Consider the following 17,489-nt stretch of genomic DNA (forward strand, 5'->3'; position numbering starts at 1 on the left):
ATTGCGAAACGCGTCGGGCGACGATCGATGGATAAAGACCGTTAAAGGTGGGCAATTCGCGCGATGGACACACGGCAGACACACCGTTTGACGAGGCCCGCAAAGGCGTTTTTACCGATCCGCCGGCAGGTGGAACCGGAGGCGCAAACAAAAACCGGCGCCCCACTGGAGCGCCGGTTTGCGTCGTACCGACCGCCACGAGCGAGCGGCCTGCGTCAGCCGTGCGCGCCGATCAGGTTCACCACCTTGACGTTGCGCGTATCGGGCACTTCCGCATACGACAGCACCTTCAGCTGCGGCAGGCTGCGGCGCAGGAAGCGCGCGAGCATCGGCCGCAGCGCGTGCTGCACGAGCAGCACCGGTGCGAGGCCGAGGTTCTGCTGACGCATCATCGCCTTCTGCGTTTCGGTGAGCAGCGTATTCGCGAGACCCGGTTCGAGGCCCGGGTTCGGTCCGGTCGACAGCGCCTGCGACAGCACCCGTTCGAGGTTCGCGTCGAGCCCCATCACCTGCATGTCGGCAGTGCCGGGGAACCACTGCTGCGTGATCGCGCGACCCAGCGCGAGGCGCACCGCGGCGGTCAGCTCGTGCGGATCGGTGATCTTGGCCGCGTGTTCGGCGAGCGCTTCGAGGATCGTGCGCATGTCGCGGATCGGCACGCCTTCTTCGAGCAGGTTCTGCAGCACCTTTTGCAGCGTGGTGAGCGGCAGCATCTTCGGCACCAGATCGTCGACGAGCGACGCGGTGTCCTTCTGCATCCGCTCGACCAGCGACTGCACCTCGCGACGGCCGAGCAGCTCCGACGCGTGCGTGACGACGAGGTGATTCAGGTGCGTCGCAACCACCGTGCTCGAATCGACGACCGTGTAGCCGTACACCTGCGCCTGTTCGCGCAGGTTCGTATCGATCCAGATCGCGGGCAGGCCGAACGCCGGGTCCTGGGTCGGCGTGCCCGGCAGCGCCGCCGATACCTGGCCCGGGTTGATCGCGAGCCACTGGCCCGGATAGGCCTCGCCCGAGCCGACCTCGACGCCCTTCAACGCGATCCGATAGCCGTTCGGCCGCAATTCGAGGTTGTCGCGGATATGAATGACCGGCGGCAGGAAGCCGATTTCCTGCGCGAACTTCTTGCGGATGCTCTTGATCCGCTTGAGCAATTCGCCGTCCGAATTCTTGTCGACGAGTGGAATCAGCCGGTAGCCGACTTCGAGGCCGAGCGTGTCGATCATCGTCACATCGTCCCAGCTCGCCTCGGCGTTTTCGACCGGCGCGAGCGCGGCCGGCGCGACGTCGACGAGCGCCGGCGCGTTCTTGCGCTCCTCGTTGCGCTTCTTCATCGTGCGGCCGAGCTGGATCAGGCCGCCGCCCAGAATCAGGAAAGCGAAGTGCGGCATGCCCGGGATCAGGCCCATCAGCACGAGAATGCAGCCCGTGATCATCAGCACGCGCGGGTTCGTGAAGAGCTGCCCGGTCAGCTGCGTGCCGATGTCCTCGTTGGTCGCGACGCGCGACACGATCACGCCGGCCGCCGTCGAAATCACCAGCGACGGAATCTGCGCGACGAGGCCGTCGCCGATCGTCAGCAGCGTGTAGTTCTTGCCCGCCGCGGCAAAAGTCATGTCGTGCTGGACCATCCCGACGATCAGCCCGCCGATGATGTTGATCACCATGATCAGTAGACCGGCGATCGCATCGCCGCGCACGAACTTGCTCGCACCGTCCATCGAGCCGTAGAACTCGGCTTCCTGCGAGATTTCCGTGCGACGCTTGCGGGCCTGCTCTTCGTTGATGAGGCCCGCGTTCAGATCGGCGTCGATCGCCATCTGCTTGCCGGGCATCGCGTCGAGCGTGAAGCGCGCGGACACTTCGGCGATCCGCCCCGCGCCCTTCGTGATCACCATGAAGTTGATCACCATCAGGATCACGAACACGACGATACCGACCGCGAAGTTGCCGCCGACGAGGAAGTGGCCGAACGACTCGATCACCTGGCCGGCCGCGTCGGGACCGGTATGGCCTTCGAGCAGCACGATCCGCGTCGAGGCGACGTTCAGCGACAGCCGCAGCAGCGTCGAGAACAGCAGCACGCTCGGGAACGCGGCGAAGTCGAGCGGCTTCATCGTGTACATGCTGACGAGCAGCACCATCACCGACAGCGCGATGTTGAACGTGAACAGCAGATCCAGCAGGAACGGCGGCAACGGCAGAATCATCATGCCGAGGATCATGCAGATCAGCACCGGCCCGGCGAGGGCGCGCAAGTTGGTGCTGCTCAGCGCATCCGGCCGTCGGGCGAGGAAACCGGCGCGAGCGTTCATGCGGAGGCTCCGTTGTTGTCGCCGCTAGTGGCGTCGTTGGCGTTGTCGGCGGCCGGGTTCAGCGTGTCGGCGGCTTCTTCGGCGGCGTCCTGGTCCGACACGCCGCCCTTGTCCAGTTCCGGCGGCACGTCGAGTTCGGTCGGCGCGAGCGGCACGTCGCCGCCTTCGGCCTTGAAGCGGCGCAGCTGATAGACCCACGCGAGCACTTCGGCGACCGCGCCATAGAGCGGCCCCGGAATCTCGCGATTCAGATCGACGTTGTGATAAAGCGCCCGCGCGAGCGGCGGCGCTTCGAGCAGCGGCACGTTGTTTTCGGTGGCGATCTCGCGAATCCGCGCGGCTACGAGGTTCACGCCCTTCGCGACCACCTTCGGCGCGCGCATCTCGCCGTCCGTGTATTGCAGCGCGACCGCGAAGTGCGTCGGGTTCGTCACGACCACGTCGGCCTTCGGCACTTGCGCCATCATGCGGCGCCGCGCGATCGCGCGCTGCTGCTGGCGAATCTTGCCTTTGATGTGCGGATCGCCTTCGCTCTCGCGATGCTCGCGCTTCACTTCTTCCTTCGTCATGCGCAGCTTCTTGTGGTACGACCACAGCTGGTACGGCACGTCGAGCGCGGCCACCGCGAACATGCCGGCCACCGTCATGCCGCAGCACACCGCGATCAGATGCATGGAGTTGGCGAGCGCGACATTGAGCGGCTGCGTCGCGAGCGCGAGGAATTGCTCGTGCCGATTCCAGATCGCCGTGCCGCCGATCAGGCCCACCACCAGCGTCTTCGCGAGCGACATGCCGAGCTGGATCGGTCCGTTGATCGAAAACATGCGGCCGAAGCCCTCGATCGGGTTCAGCCGGTTGAACTTGGGCTCGAGCCCTTTCGCCGACAGCTGCCAGCCGCCCAGCGCCATCGGCGCGAGCAGCGCGGCTAGTCCGGTGACGCCGAGTACCGGCACGAGCGCGTACAGTCCTTCGCGACCGGCCGTGCCCGCGCCGATCAGCATGCGGTTGGTGTCGAACACGCTCGCATGGTTGAACATCAGCGACGCACGCACCATGTTCTGCAAATGCTCGCCGATGTTCCCCGACATGCCCCATACACCGTAGAACCCGGCCGCGAGCAGCGCAAAGGTCGACAGCTCCCGCGAACGCACGATCTGCCCCTCCTCGCGCGCCTTCTGCAGGCGCCGAGGGGTGGCGGATTCGGTTTTTTCGAGGTCGCTGTCCTCTGCCACAAAGCTCTCCAGTCGGCCGAGGCACGGCGCCTCTTTCCAGTGAGAGCGATTATTCCTGCTCGACGCAAGCGCCGATCGGCGGATAAAGGAGGAGAAACGGGGGTATTTCGACGGATGACCGGACGGCTCGCGCGTGTCTCGCGCGCGCCGTCCGGCCTCGGATCGACGTGCGGCTCAGTAGCCGACGAACGGGGAGGGACCGCCGCTCGCGGTCTGGTCGATGTGGTAGTACACGTGGCGGCCGTAGAAGAATGGCAGACCCAGGTCGAAGCTGGCGTTGCCGCCGATTTGACCGGCGAGGTTGTTGAACGCGAAGTTGCTGCCGTTCGCGAACAGCGTCTGCGCGCTCAGAATGCCTATGCTCGCGACCGCCGACACCTTGTTCAAGCCCACCAGCGTGACCGTGCGGGTCTGCGCCGACGACGGGCAATAGAAGCCCGCGAACTGGCTGCCGCACAGAGTGATCGAGCTATCGGTGAAGAAATAGCCGTTCGAGCCGGAATCGAGGAACGCCTGGACCGTCGTGCCATTGAAGGTGCTGTTGTTGAGGTTGCCGAATGGGTCGGTCGTGAAGACCTGCTCAGCGGCAAGCAGGTTGTTCCCCTGCGTGCCGATGCCGAACACCAGCGTGCCGGTCGCCGACGCCTGCCCGAAGTTCGACACGGGTGCCATCTGCACGATCACGCCGTTGTTGTCGAGCGGGAAGTTCGCGACCGGGTTCGCCACCTGTTGCGTGAGCGGCACCGCGGTGCGCGTGCACGACGTGCCGTTCGGGCAGGCGAAGTAGTTGCTGTAGGTCGCCGCGGTCGACGGGTTCGCACAGGTCGCGCCGCAATCGGTCAGCGCGGTGCCGACGCCGAGAATGCCGTTGGCGCCCAGATCGCTGACCGTGTTTTCGGGCGAGCCGCTTCCGCAGCCGCGCGTGGGTACCGTGCTCGTGGGCTTGTCGCCGATGATCTGCAGCGGGATGGCGCCGGTCGTCGTTTCACCGCCGATCGTCACGAGCGCGGTGCGCACCGAGCCCCACGTGAAGCCGTCCGCGAACGTCGCGCACTCGGCGAGCTGCGCGCCGTTGCTGCCGATCGTGCTGACCGGCAGCGCGCCGAGCAGCGTCGGACCGAGCGCCGAACTGACCACGCGCAAGCCGAACGAACCGGTGTCGAGCTGGATGTTGTCGATGGTCTGGCAGTTGGTGGTCGAGCCCGGCGCGCAGACCCTCACGCTGACGGTCGGGATGTTGATCACACCGGCCGCGCCCCGGCCGACCGTGATCGGCACCGTGTTCGACGCGTTCGCGGAGATCGGCTGCTGGGTCGGGCTGGGCGGCAGCGAACCGCCGTTCAGTCCGTTCGACGTGCCGCCGCCATTGTTGGAACCGGAGTTGTCATCGCCACCGCCTCCGCCGCAGGCGACGAGCGTCGCCGCCAGCAGCACGGCAAGCGCGGCCTGCATCCAGCCTTTCAGATTCGCGGTCGTGAGCATGATTCGCATCGTCGTCCTCGCCGTTACTGGATGTCGGAACCGCTGACGCCGGCCGGCAGAGCCGACGGCAGCCACGCGACACCGCTGAACGCGCCCATGTGGCCGCCCGAACGCACCACGATGTCGCTGTCGTTCACGGCAACCGGGCCGCGCGCGTTGCCGCGCGCGGCCCGAGCGGCCTTCACGCCGGCCACGTACTGCGGGAAATAACTGCCGAGCAGATCATTGAGATCGGGCATTTGCGGACCACGCCACGCAATGCCGAATACCGCGCCACTGGTGCTCAGATATTCGCGCACCACGGTGCCGTTGCCGAACGTGGTCTCGCGTACCGTGTAGGAAGCGGGTGTGGAGGAGGTGGAAGATGCGCCGCTCGCTTGAGAACGCATCACACTTTGCGACGATCCGCTGGCGGGCTGCACCACACGGGACGATACCGACGCGTCGGACGGGGGGGTAAGCGGCGCGCTGCCCAGCGCTGCATGGGCTGACTGCGCGGCCGACAGGGCCAGTAACGAACATGGCAACACGAGCGCCGTGACTCCGGCGCGACCAATACGACTCCACATGAGAAGTTCCTCCCGGGCCGCGGTACGCTTCGCCGATTGCTCGAAGCGGCCGCTTTTAGGCAGATGATACGGCACCACCGCGGCCGCAATGCTGAGGGATGTCCTCACCACGCGACTGCCCGGCGTTGCGCGGGCCGGGTGCCGTACCGCTTTGACCTCGTAGTATGCCTGTGGATTCTTTCAGCCGGCGCAAGGTGCGCCCGCATGTGCGACTTACCGACTATTACTAGCAGGAAATCGTACGGAAGATCGGGAGTCGGTGCTAATTGAACGCGTGTTTGGCGTAAATCGCGGAGAAACCACCAGCCCGGCGCGCTTGCCGGGCCGAATCGCTTGCTCAGAAACCGAGGCTAGCGAGCAGATCGTCGACCTGCGATTGATCCTGGACCACGTCCGTCTTGCCTTCCGGATTGATCTGCGGACCGTTGAGCAGATGCTCGGGGCTGCCCGTCGACGACACCTCGGCCTTCAGGGCCGCCGCGTGCGCCGCGAACTGCTCGCGCCTCTCGAGCGCGATGTTTTCGACCAGCACACCGAGCAGCTGCTGCTCGATCAGATAGACGACCTCGGTGATCTTCTTGATCACCTGGCCGGTCAGATCCTGGAAGTCCTGCGCGAGCATGATCTCCATCAGCTGCGAGTTGGTCGCGCTGGTCGAGTCGGGCACGCCGCGCAGGAAGGTGCGCGTGTCGTTCATCAGCGCGCGCACTTCCTCGCGTTCGATCGGCGCCGCGTACCACTGCTCCCAGCGCGCGTCGAGCGTGCCCGCGTCTTTCTGCAACTGCTCCTGGATCGGCTTCGCGATGTCGATCGCCGAAAGCACGCGCTCGGCGGCCTGCTCGGTCATGTTGGCGATGTACTTCAGCCGATCGCGCGCGTCGGGCACTGCTTCGGCCGCGCGCTCGACGTGCTTGTCGAGCCCGAGCTCGCGCATCGAATCGCGCAACGTGCGCGTCAGTTGACCGATGCGCGCAAGGATGCGGTCCGACGCGAAGTCGCCGCTATCGTTGCCCGCTTCGGCGCCAGGCGTTTGGGTCGGCGGCGTCACGTCAGCTCCCGGCTTTCGCCATCTTCTCGAGGATCTTGTTGAGCTTCTCGTCGAGCGTCGCGGCCGTGAACGGCTTGACGACGTAACCGCTCGCGCCGGCCTGCGCCGCCGCGATGATGTTCTCCTTCTTCGACTCGGCCGTCACCATCAGCACCGGCAGATGCGCGAGGCTCGCGTCGGCGCGAATTTCCTTCAGCATCGCGAGGCCGTCGAGGTTCGGCATGTTCCAGTCCGAAATCACGAACTCGTAGCTGCCGCTGCGCAGACGCGCGAGACCGGCCTGACCGTCTTCCGCCTCGTCGACGTTCGAGTAGCCCAGTTCCTTCAGCAGGTTGCGGACGATCCGGCGCATCGTCGGAAAATCGTCAACCACCAGAATCTTCATTCCCTTATCCATTTCTATCCCTTTGCTTGATCCATGTTGCGGCGTTGAACCGCGTCATTCCATCCGGCACGCATCATACCCGCTGAACGCGGTCACCCATCGACGACAAACGCGCCATCACGCGCCGGCTCATGTCCGGCAGCGAGGCGATTTCGTCGGCCGCGCCGAGCGCGATCGCCTCGCGCGGCATGCCGAACACGATGCAGCTCGCTTCGTCCTGCGCCAGTGTGTAGGCACCGGCCTTTTTCATCTCCAGCAGACCGGCCGCGCCGTCGCGCCCCATACCGGTCAGAATCACGCCGACCGCGTTCTTACCCGCATGCTGCGCGGCCGAGCGGAACAGCACATCGACCGACGGACGATGCCGATTCACCGGCGGGTCGTCGGACAGATGCGCAATATAGTTCGCACCGCTCCTCGCGAGCAACAAATGCGCGTGGCCCGGCGCGATGTACGCGTGCCCCGGCAGCACCCGCTCGCCGTGCTCTGCTTCTTTAACGGTAATCCGGCACAAACCATTGAGGCGTTGCGCGAAAGATTTCGTAAAGCCCGGCGGCATGTGCTGCGCGATCAGCACCGCGGGCGCATCGGGCGGCAGCGGCACCAGCACTTCGCGAATCGCCTCGGTGCCGCCCGTCGACGCACCGACGATGACCAGCTTCTCGGTACTGAGCAGCGGGTTGTTGAAGAGCGGCGCGGAGCCGACCGGCGTGTGCGCCGCGTGCGCGGCCGCATGCTGCGCGGGGGCCGCCTGGCGCACGCGCGCGCGGGCCGCCGCGCGAACCTTGTCGGCGAGCTTTTCCGCGTAGTCGAGCATGCCGTCGCGAATGCCGACCTTCGGCTTGGTCACGAAATCGACTGCGCCGAGTTCGAGCGCGCGCAGCGTGATTTCGTTGCCGCGCTCGGTCAGCGACGACACCATCACGACCGGCATCGGCCGCAGACGCATCAGCTTCTCGAGAAAATCGAGGCCGTCCATGCGCGGCATTTCGACGTCGAGCGTCAACACGTCCGGGTTGTGCTGCTTGATGAGCTCGCGCGCGACGAGCGGATCGGGTGCCGTCGCCACCACCGTCATGTCCGGCTGGCCATTGATGATCTCGGTCATCAGGCTGCGGATCAGCGCCGAATCGTCGACGCACAATACCTTGATCTTTTGCACAGCGCTCACGCCTCCTCTGTGGTTCTGGCGTTGTTGGAATAAATCGGGCGCGGGCTCGCGCCGAACAGTTCGATTTTCGGCCGCGCGGCGGCCGGCTTCGCGAACAGCTCGACCCGGCTGCGCGCCGCGGCGAGCCGCTCGGCGCGCGCTTCGGCGCTCTGCCGCACGAGCGCCTGTTCGCGCTCGGCGACGCCCGCTTCCTGTTGCAAGCGCAGTTTCTTCACCATCACCTGACCGGTGCGCGGCATGAACGCGACCTTGCGCGGATGCGAACCCTGCAGGTCCTCGGCGACGATGCGGATCTTTTCGGTGGCCAGATAGCGGCGCACGAACTCCGAGTTGCGATCGCCGATGTTCATCGTCGTCATACCCGCGAGCACCGCGCCGCCGCCGAACACCTTGGCCTCGAAGCGCTCGCGCCGGCCGCCCGCCTTGATCAGTTCGTTGATCAGCACTTCCATCGCGTACGCGCCGTAGCGCATCGAGTCCGACACGGCCTGCGCGACGTCGGCGCCGTCGTCCGGCAGCATGAAGTGATTCATGCCGCCGATGCCCGCGGTGCGGTCCTGGATGCAGGCCGCGACGCACGAGCCGAGCACGGTCACGAGCACCATGTCTTCGCTGGTCGTGTAGAACTCGTTGGGCAACAGCTTCACGCCGGGGCGCTGGAAGTGGTTGTCGTAGTACAGGTTCGAAGCGATCGGCAGCGTGCTGCTCATGCGGCCACCCCGCTCGATTGAAGCGCGTCATGCGCGTGGCCGCGCGACGGCGCGCGCGCGCCGCTGGCGTCGCGCGTCAGTTCATAGACGGTCTGGCCGCGCAGCCGGAACGCCTGCGTCACGTACGTGAAGTTCTCCGAATGGCCGGCAAACAGCAGGCCGCCCGGCTTCACCAGCGGCTCGAAGCGCGTCAGCACCTGCGCCTGCGTCGGCTTGTCGAAATAGATCATCACGTTGCGGCAGAAGATCGCGTCGAACTGCGTGCGCAACTGGTAATCGCGATCGGTCAGGTTCAATTGCTCGAAGCGCACGAGCGCGCGCACTTCGGGACGCACCTTGACCATCCCCGCATGCGCGCCCGTGCCCTTCAGGAAGAAGCGCTTCAGGCGCTCGGGCGACAGGTGCTTGACCTGATCGAACTGGTAGACGCCGGCCTCGGCCTTCGCGAGCACCTGGGTGTCGATGTCGGTCGCGAGCACCGACGCCTGGCGCGCGCCGGCCTCGCCGAGCGCCTCGATCAGCGTCATCGCGATCGAGTACGGCTCCTCGCCCGTCGATGCCGCCGAGCACCACACCGACACCGGTTGCGAACGGCGCGGCACGAACTCGGCGAGGATCGGAAAATGATGGGCTTCGCGGAAGAACGCGGTCAGGTTGGTGGTCAGCGCATTGGTGAACGCTTCCCACTCGGCCGGATCATTTTCCGCTTCGAGCAGATCGAGATACTGGCGGAACGTATCGATGCCGCGCGCCCGCAAGCGTCGCGCGAGGCGGCTATACGCCATGTCGCGCTTGTGGTCCGACAGCGAGATGCCCGCCACGCGATGAATCAGATCGCGGATGCGGGCGAAATCCGCCGCCGTGAATTCGAAATCGCGTCCCGTCTCGACGGACCTGGCTGGCTCCATGCCGTCAGGCGCCGCCCGTACGGGACGTTGTGTTGCGCGCGTTGCCATCATCAAAATTCCTGTCTGCGATATGAGCCGTCACGCTCCCCGCCCAGCCGGACTGCCTGGGAGGTAGGAATTGTCTTCGCGGGGTCGCGCCCTCCCGCGAGTGCGATCGACATACGGCCGGCTCGCGACACGCGTGCTGCGCGTGCTTCGATGCTTCGCCCATCCGCGGGCGCGATGCCGGTTGACCACATATCACGCTGCCGTTGCCTAAAACGTTTCCCAATCCGCGTCCGCGCTTGCCTTCGGCGGGCTCGCCGGAGCGGCGCGCGGGGGCGTGTCGGTCGTGACGCGAGCCGCGGCTGCGGCCGGCCTGGAGGACTTCAATGCCGGTTCGACGCGTGCGGCTGCGTCGTGCTGGGTCGGGGCCGCCGGCGCCGCCGCGGGTGCCTTGGCTTCGCTGCCCGCGCCAGCCGGGTTCACCGGAGTCGCCGCGCTCGCCGCTTGCGGCGCCGCCCTGGCGAACTGCGCGGAACTCTGCGCACGCGTCGCCGGTGCGCTCTGACGTGCCGGTGAGCCGGTCACCTTCCAGCCGCTCAGCACCGCCTGCAACTGCCGCGTCTGGTCTTCGAGCGACGCCGCCGCGGCCGCCGCCTGTTCGACCAGCGCCGCGTTCTGCTGCGTGACCGAATCCATCTGCACGACCGCGCGATTGACCTGCTCGATGCCACCCGACTGCTCTTCCGACGCCGCGCTGATCTCGCCCATGATGTCCGTCACGCGACGCACCGCCTGCACGATTTCGTCCATCGTCGTGCCCGCGCGGCCGACCAGCTCGGAGCCGCTCTTCACCTTGTCGGCCGAATCGCCGATCAGCTCCTTGATCTCCTTCGCGGCGCTCGCGCTGCGCTGCGCGAGGCTGCGCACTTCGCCCGCGACGACCGCGAAGCCGCGGCCCTGTTCGCCGGCGCGGGCGGCTTCGACCGCCGCGTTCAGCGCGAGGATGTTGGTCTGGAATGCGATGCCTTCGATCACGCCGATGATGTCGACGACCTTGTTCGAACTGGTCGCGATCTCCTGCATCGTCGTGACGACCTGGCTCACCACCTCGCCGCCGCGCGTCGCGATGTCCGACGCGTTGACGGCGAGCTGGCTCGCCTGGCGCGCGTTCTCGGTGTTCTGCCGCACGGTGCCGGTCAGCTGATCCATGCTCGACGCGGTTTCCTGCAGCGACGCCGCTTGCTGCTCGGTGCGCTGCGACAGATCGGTGTTGCCCATCGCGATTTCGCGCGCGCCGGTGTCGATCGACTCGGTGCCGCTGCGGACCGCGCGCAGCATCGTCGCGAGGCTTTCCTGCATCCGCTTGATGCCCGCGAACAGGCGGCCGATTTCGTTGTTGCTGAATGCCTCGACGGGGGTGGACAGATCGCCCGCGGCGATCCGCTCGAAGCACGCGGTCGCGTCGTTCAGCGGCTGCACGATGAGCCCGCGCAGCGCGAAGCGGATGCCGACCACCACCAGCAGCGCGAACGCCGTGATCACGCTGATCAGCGTGATCATCAGCGATGTGTTCGACTGCGCGCTCGTCTCCTGATCGGCCACGCTCTGCTGCAGCGCCTGGATCACCGCGGCGGCGGCCGCGTCGTAGGCGATGAACATCGGACTGATCCTGGTGTCCGCGACCGCGTGATATGCGTCGAGATTGTTCGCGTTCAACGCGGCGAATTCGACGTCGACGCCGTCGTGCATCACCGTCGTATGCCTGGCGAGCACATCGTCGAGCAAGGGCTGCTCGACGCCGTGCTTCGGCGCGTCGAGATACGCCTGCCAGCTCTGATTGCTCTTGCCGAGCAGCTCCTGCGCGCGATCGAGTGCCTTCTTCGCCTCGTCCGCGTTGCCGGCGGCCGTCAGCGTGTTGAAGCGTTCGATCGCGATGCGCGAGCGCAACAAATACGCCGACGCGTCGTCGAGCGCATGAATCGCGACCAGTTCGCCGCGCGCGATGCGATCGAGCGAGCCGCTCGCGCGATTCAGCGCGGTCAGCCCGAGCGCGCCGACCGCCACGGTCAGTGTCACCAGAAGAATCCCCACTATCGTCAGCGACGTGCGGATCGACCACCTGCTCAGCATGTTGATGCTCCTTGTGCCGGGTTCCGTTACTGCCTGCCGTCAGACGCCGAGCGTTTCGGTCAGCGCCATCTCGGAGCTGGTCATCAGCTTCTCGATGTCCATCAGGATCAGCATGCGGCCGTCGACGGTGCCGAGGCCGGTCAGGTACTCGGTCGTCAGCGTCGCGCCGAATTCCGGCGCCGGCATGATCTGGTCGACCGTCAGCGTCAGCACGTCCGACACGCCGTCCACGACCATGCCGACCACACGATGCGCAACATTCAGGATGATCACGACGGTCTGATGGTCGTACTCGACGCGGCCCAGATGGAACTTGATCCGCATGTCGACGATCGGCACGATGATGCCGCGCAGGTTGATCACGCCCTTGATGAACTCGGGCGCGTTGGCGATGCGCGTCACGTTGTCGTAGCCGCGGATTTCCTGCACCTTCAGGATGTCGATGCCGTATTCTTCCGCGCCGAGCGTGAACACGAGGAATTCCTGACCGCCGGCGTCCGCCTGCGCGTCGCGGCGGCCATTCGTACCGCTCGCGTTTGCGACGCTCGAATTGATGGATTGGACTTCTGCCACGTTAGCCCCCAAACGGTTGGGATAAATTGAGTTGAAGTTGTGTTGCGATGTATGTCAGTACCGTGTTTGCTGCATGCGTCACGCGAGGCTCATCGCCTGCGCATGCCCATGCGCATGACGGGTTTCGCGGTTCAGCGCGGCGACGTCCACGATCAGCGCGACGCTGCCGTCGCCCAGAATGGTCGCCGCGGAAATGCCGTGCACCTTGCGGTAATTCGTTTCCAGATTCTTCACGACCACCTGCTGCTGGCCGACCAGTTCGTCGATCAGCATCGCGAAGCGCCGTCCCTCGGTCTGCATGATCGTGACGATCCCCTGGGTCGGCTCCTGCTTCGCCTCCGACACGTTGAACACCTCGTGCAGCGCGACGAGCGGCAGGTATTCGCCGCGCACGCGCACCACGCGCTCGCCGTTGGCGACCGTGTAGATGTCTTCGGCTTGCGGCTGCAGCGACTCCATCACGAAGTTCAGCGGCAGGATGAAGATCTCGTTGCCGACCTTCACCGACATGCCGTCGAGAATCGCCAGCGTGAGCGGCAGCACGATCCGCGTGGTGCTGCCCTTGCCCGCGTGCGACGTGATCTCGACGTGACCGCCCATCGACTGGATGTTGCGCTTCACCACGTCCATGCCGACGCCGCGGCCGGACACATCGGTGACCTGCTCGGCGGTCGAGAAGCCCGGCAGGAAGATCAGGTTCCAGACTTCGTCGTCGGTCATCGTTTCGCTGACCTGCATGCCTTGCTTGACCGCCTTCGCGAGAATCTTGTCGCGGCGCAGGCCCGCGCCGTCGTCGCTGACCTCGATGACGATGTTGCCGCCATGGTGGGCCGCCGACAGCACCAGCTGACCGGTCGAATCCTTGCCCGCCGCGCGCCGCGCCTCGACGGTTTCGATGCCATGGTCGAGACTGTTGCGCACGAGGTGCGTCAACGGATCGATGATTCGTTCGATGAGGCTCTTGTCGAGTTCGGTCGCCTGACCGAAGGTGACGAGTTCGACCTCCTTGCCGAGTTTCGCCGCGAGATCGCGCACCAGACGCGGGAAACGGCTGAACACGTAATCCATCGGCATCATGCGGATCGACATCACCGCTTCCTGCAGATCGCGCGCGTTGCGCTCGAGTTGCGCCATGCCGTTGAAGAGCCGGTCGTGCAGCGCCGGATCGAACGTGCTGGTGGTCTCCGCGAGCATCGCCTGCGTGATCACCAGCTCGCCGACCAGGTTGATCAGCTGATCGACCTTCTCGACGCCGACGCGAATCGAGCTGCCTTCGCCGCTCGCCGCCGCGGCGGCCGGACGGGCCGCCTTGCGGTCGTGGTCGGCGGACGCTGCCGCAGCCGGTTTGGCTGCCGCCGGAGCCGCTGCGGGTAGCGCTGGCGGCGGCTCGATGCTGTCGGCGTGACCGGCCGCGCTTGCGGGCGCAGCGGTGTGAGCCGCCGGACTCGACGATGCCGCTTGCTCCGCGTGAGCGACCGGCTGCGCTTGCGCTTGCGCCGCGGGAGCGGCGGGAGCGACAGGCGCGGTTTGCGCCGGCGTCGGAGCGGCGGCAGCGTCGGGCGTTCCAGGTTCGCCCTGCTGCGCGTCGTCCGCCGGCGCGGTGCCACGGCCGATCGTGATCTGACTTTCGTCGATCACGAAGCAGCACACGGCGATGATGTCGTCGGAGGGTACGTCGCTCGAGAGCCACAGCATCAGATCGCCGCCGCTCTTGACCTGCCCGACGATATTGCCCAGGTTGCCCAGCTCTTCGGCGAGCAGTTCCTGGTCTTTCTCTCCCACGCCCCGTAGCGTTATTTTCAGATGTGGGCCGGCGCTATCGTCCATGCCCGCGGCTTGCCCGGTCTGTGCCGGTTCGCCGTCCATCCATTCGCCCGCCATCTGCACCGCCTGTTCGACGACGTGCTCGGGCGGGGTGCCGCCTTGCTGCTGTACCGCGGTTGTTGGTGTTGTTGTTTGGGTTGCCGTCGGCTGCGCCGCGACCGGCGCGGTCTCGACGGCTGCCGCTGCCGGCGCGCCGCCCATGCGGCTTTCCGCGTGCAGCTGCTCGAGCTTCGCGCAGATCGCGCGCGCCACTTCGGCGTCGGGCTCGGCGCTCGCGCGGTAGTCGGCGAGCTGGCCGGACAGCACGTCCTTGGTTTCGAGGAACGTGTCGATCATGTCCTTGCGCAGCACCAGCTCGTTGTTGCGCGCGCGATCGAGCAGCGACTCGAGAATGTGCGTGGTCTCGGTGAGCGCGGTGAAGCCGAACGTCGCCGCGCCGCCCTTGATCGAATGCGCGGCGCGAAAGATCGCCGCGAGGTCTTCGGGGTCCGGGCGGGCCACGTCGAGATTGAGCAGCAATTGCTCCATCTGCGCGAGCAGTTCGTCCGCTTCGTCGAAGAACGTCTGATAGAACTGTGTGATGTCGAGTGTCATGCCTGGTTCACCGCGAGAGTGCCTGTCTGGCGTGAGTTGCCGGAGAGGCGCGTCGAGAGCTATCTGTACTGTGTCTAAAGGTATTGATTACGCGGATCAATCCGGGTCCGGTTCGGCCAGCGCAGCCACCAGCTCGGTCAGCATGTCCGGGTCGAGCGGCTTTTCGATCCAGCCGGTCGCGCCCGCTGCGCGCGCCGCCTGTTTGAAGGGTTCGCCCGATTCCGTCGTGAGGACGAGGATGGGCGTCGCCTGATAGGCCGGATTTCCGCGCAGCGCGGTGATCAGATCGAGACCGGTCTTGCCGGGCATGTGCTGGTCGGTCAACACGAGGTCGAACGCCATCGCGAGCGCGTTTTCGAGCCCTTCGTTGCCATCCGCCGCGAGCGTGACCTCGTAGCCGGCGCCTGTCAGCGTCGCGGCGAGGATCTGCCGCATCGATGCCGAATCGTCGACTGCCAGGATGTGCCTGATCATGAAAACCTCGCTGCGCTTAACACTCGGCCTCCGGGCGGGGCGCGCCGTTCGGGCGCGGGCCGCGGCCCGGCGGCCGCGGTCTGTTACTTTGCCGGCGGCGCCGCCGCCGGCAACTTCGGTGCAGCCGTCACCGGCTGCGCAAGTTTTTGCAGCAACGGCTTCGAGCCGGCTGCGTCGTCCGACAGCGTGGTCGTCGTCGAATCGTCGTGATCGAGCGCCGCCTCGGACTTCTTGTTCAACACGATGATGCTGATGCGACGGTTCTCCGGATCGAGCGGGTCCGCCTTGTTCAGGTTCTGCGTCGACGCGAGACCGAGCACGCGCATCACCTTCGCTTCGTCCATGCCACCCGCGACCAGCTCGCGCCGCGACGCGTTCGCGCGGTCGGCCGACAGCTCCCAGTTGCTATAGCCCTTCTCGCCGCCCGCGTACGGCACGGCGTCGGTGTGGCCCTGGACGATGATGCGGTTCGGCACGTCGTTCAGCGTGTGGCCGATCTCGCGCAGGATGTCGCGCATGTAGGGTTCGACGACGTCGCGCGCGGTCGCGAACATCGGCCGCTTCTGCGAGTCGACGATCTCGATGCGCAGGCCGGTCAGGGTCGAGTCGATGCGGATCTGCTGCTTGAACTGGCGCAGCACCGGGTTCGCCTCGATCGCGGCCATCAGCTTGACCTGCAGGTCGTGCAGGCGGACCTGCTCGCGGCGTTCGAGCTCGCCTTGCAGCTGCTTCACCGAGTCTTCGTTATTGCGCGACGCGGTGCGCTCGGCGCGGTTGCTGCTGCCGTCGGTCGAGCGGGTCACGCCCTGCGCGTCGGTCGAGATGTCGCGCCCGCCGCCCTTCAGGATGCTCGAGTCTTCGGCGCTGCGATCACCGCCCCACAGCGTGATCTTCAGCGGCTGGTTGAAGTACTCGGCGATGCCCTTCAGCTGTACGGTGGAGGCCGAGCTCAGCAGCCACATCAGCAGGAAGAACGCCATCATGGCGGTCATGAAGTCCGCGTAGGCGAGCTTCCATGCGCCACCGTGATGTCCATGCTTCCTCGGCGCCGAGCGCTTGACAACGATTGCGCGGTCTTTGTCCTTGCTGCTCATCGATTCGATTCCCGTCTCAGCCTTATTTCGCCTTGACGCGGCGCACGTGCTCTTCGAGCTCGGCGAACGACGGGCGCTCGGTCGAGAACAACACCTTGCGGCCGAACTCGACCGCAATCGCCGGCGCGTAGCCGTTCAGGCTCGCGAGGATCGTCACCTTGATGCACTGGAACATCTTGGTGGACTCGGTCACGCGCTGTTCGGCGACGCTCGCGAGCGGTCCGATCAATCCGTACGAAAGCAGAATGCCGAGGAAGGTGCCGACCAGCGCCTGCGCGATCATCTCGCCGAGCACCGCGGGCGGCCGGTCGGCCGAGGCCATCGTGTGCACGACGCCCATCACCGCGGCGACGATACCGAACGCAGGCATCGCGTCGCCGACCTTGGCCAGCGCCTGCGCGGGCGCCTCACCTTCCTGGTGGTGCGTCTCGATCTCCTCGTCCATCAGGCTTTCGATCTCGAACGCGTTCATGTTGCCGCCGACCATCAGCCGCAGGTAGTCGGTCAGGAACTCGATGATGTGCTTGTCGGCGAGGATCTTCGGGTACTGCGTGAAAATCGGGCTCTTCGACGGATCGTCGATGTCGGCTTCGAGCGTCAGCGTGCCTTCCTTGCGCGCTTTCGCGAGCAGCACGTACAGGAGCGCCATCAGCTCCATGTAGACGTCCTTGTTGTACTTCGCGCCCTTGAACAGGGTTGGAATGACGCGCAGTGTCGCCCGGATCGTCTTCATTCCGTTGCCGAGAATGAACGCGCCAAGTCCGGCGCCGGCGATCATCAGCACCTCAACGGGTTGCAGCAGCGCGCCGAGATGGCCCCCTTCCAGCGCGTAACCGCCGAAGACGGACAACAGCGTCACGAGTGTTCCCACGAATATCAGCACTGCCGAGCCCTCACAAAAAAGCGACGGACACCGTCGTTAGTCAGGTTTACGGCACCGAGGCGAAAAACTTTGGGGAAAAAGACGGCGCTTGCGTCCGGTGTAAACCAGA

General features: G+C 65.9%; 15 protein-coding genes. All 15 read right to left on the reverse strand.

What is annotated here, in order from left to right; translation table 11 throughout:
* Positions 1-215: 215 nt before the first annotated feature.
* A complete protein-coding gene (flhA, locus tag BC1002_RS15230) occupies positions 216-2,318 on the reverse strand; it encodes a flagellar biosynthesis protein FlhA (protein ID WP_013090891.1) in 2,103 nt (700 codons plus the stop codon).
* Positions 2,315-3,550 carry a flagellar biosynthesis protein FlhB gene (flhB, locus tag BC1002_RS15235; RefSeq protein ID WP_013090892.1) on the reverse strand — a complete coding sequence of 412 codons (1,236 nt, stop codon included), beginning with the start codon at positions 3,548-3,550 and terminating at the stop codon, positions 2,315-2,317. The genes flhA and flhB overlap by 4 nt, the downstream gene beginning before the upstream one ends.
* 174 nt (positions 3,551-3,724) lie before the next feature.
* A complete protein-coding gene (locus BC1002_RS15240; RefSeq protein ID WP_013090893.1) occupies positions 3,725-5,041 on the reverse strand; it encodes a DUF3443 domain-containing protein in 1,317 nt (438 codons plus the stop codon).
* A gap of 14 nt (positions 5,042-5,055) precedes the next feature.
* Positions 5,056-5,601: a DUF2844 domain-containing protein gene (locus BC1002_RS15245; RefSeq protein WP_013090894.1), complete on the reverse strand. Its 546-nt coding sequence runs from the start codon at positions 5,599-5,601 to the stop codon at positions 5,056-5,058.
* A gap of 337 nt (positions 5,602-5,938) precedes the next feature.
* Entirely contained in the window at positions 5,939-6,649 is a 711-nt protein-coding gene (gene cheZ, locus BC1002_RS15250; protein ID WP_013090895.1) for a protein phosphatase CheZ, read from the reverse strand.
* A gap of 1 nt (position 6,650) precedes the next feature.
* On the reverse strand, positions 6,651-7,046 hold the full coding sequence (gene cheY, locus BC1002_RS15255) for a chemotaxis response regulator CheY (RefSeq protein ID WP_008923965.1): 396 nt from the start codon (positions 7,044-7,046) through the stop codon (positions 6,651-6,653).
* A 61-nt stretch (positions 7,047-7,107) separates the two neighbouring features.
* The gene (locus tag BC1002_RS15260) at positions 7,108-8,196 is read right to left on the reverse strand and encodes a protein-glutamate methylesterase/protein-glutamine glutaminase (protein WP_013090896.1); all 1,089 of its coding nucleotides are present in this window, start codon (positions 8,194-8,196) and stop codon (positions 7,108-7,110) included.
* A 5-nt stretch (positions 8,197-8,201) separates the two neighbouring features.
* Complete coding sequence (cheD, locus tag BC1002_RS15265) at positions 8,202-8,915, reverse strand: chemoreceptor glutamine deamidase CheD (RefSeq protein WP_013090897.1); 714 nt, start codon at positions 8,913-8,915, stop codon at positions 8,202-8,204.
* Positions 8,912-9,874 (reverse strand): CheR family methyltransferase, encoded by a 963-nt coding sequence (locus BC1002_RS15270; RefSeq protein WP_013090898.1) that lies wholly within the window; start codon positions 9,872-9,874, stop codon positions 8,912-8,914. The genes cheD and BC1002_RS15270 overlap by 4 nt, the downstream gene beginning before the upstream one ends.
* 204 nt (positions 9,875-10,078) lie before the next feature.
* The gene (locus BC1002_RS15275; protein ID WP_013090899.1) at positions 10,079-11,938 is read right to left on the reverse strand and encodes a methyl-accepting chemotaxis protein; all 1,860 of its coding nucleotides are present in this window, start codon (positions 11,936-11,938) and stop codon (positions 10,079-10,081) included.
* Positions 11,939-11,977: 39 nt separating this feature from the next.
* Entirely contained in the window at positions 11,978-12,511 is a 534-nt protein-coding gene (locus BC1002_RS15280; RefSeq protein WP_013090900.1) for a chemotaxis protein CheW, read from the reverse strand.
* A gap of 78 nt (positions 12,512-12,589) precedes the next feature.
* Positions 12,590-14,929, reverse strand: coding sequence for a chemotaxis protein CheA (gene cheA / locus BC1002_RS15285; protein ID WP_013090901.1), 2,340 nt, complete (start codon positions 14,927-14,929; stop codon positions 12,590-12,592).
* Between the two features lie 96 nt (positions 14,930-15,025).
* A complete protein-coding gene (locus tag BC1002_RS15290) occupies positions 15,026-15,403 on the reverse strand; it encodes a response regulator (RefSeq protein ID WP_013090902.1) in 378 nt (125 codons plus the stop codon).
* An 83-nt stretch (positions 15,404-15,486) separates the two neighbouring features.
* A complete protein-coding gene (gene motB / locus BC1002_RS15295; RefSeq protein ID WP_013090903.1) occupies positions 15,487-16,497 on the reverse strand; it encodes a flagellar motor protein MotB in 1,011 nt (336 codons plus the stop codon).
* Positions 16,498-16,519: 22 nt separating this feature from the next.
* Positions 16,520-17,380, reverse strand: coding sequence for a flagellar motor stator protein MotA (gene motA / locus BC1002_RS15300; RefSeq protein WP_013090904.1), 861 nt, complete (start codon positions 17,378-17,380; stop codon positions 16,520-16,522).
* Between the last annotated feature and the right edge of the window lie 109 nt (positions 17,381-17,489).

Origin of the sequence: Paraburkholderia atlantica (genome assembly GCF_000092885.1) — a bacterium.
GTDB lineage: Bacteria > Pseudomonadota > Gammaproteobacteria > Burkholderiales > Burkholderiaceae > Paraburkholderia > Paraburkholderia atlantica.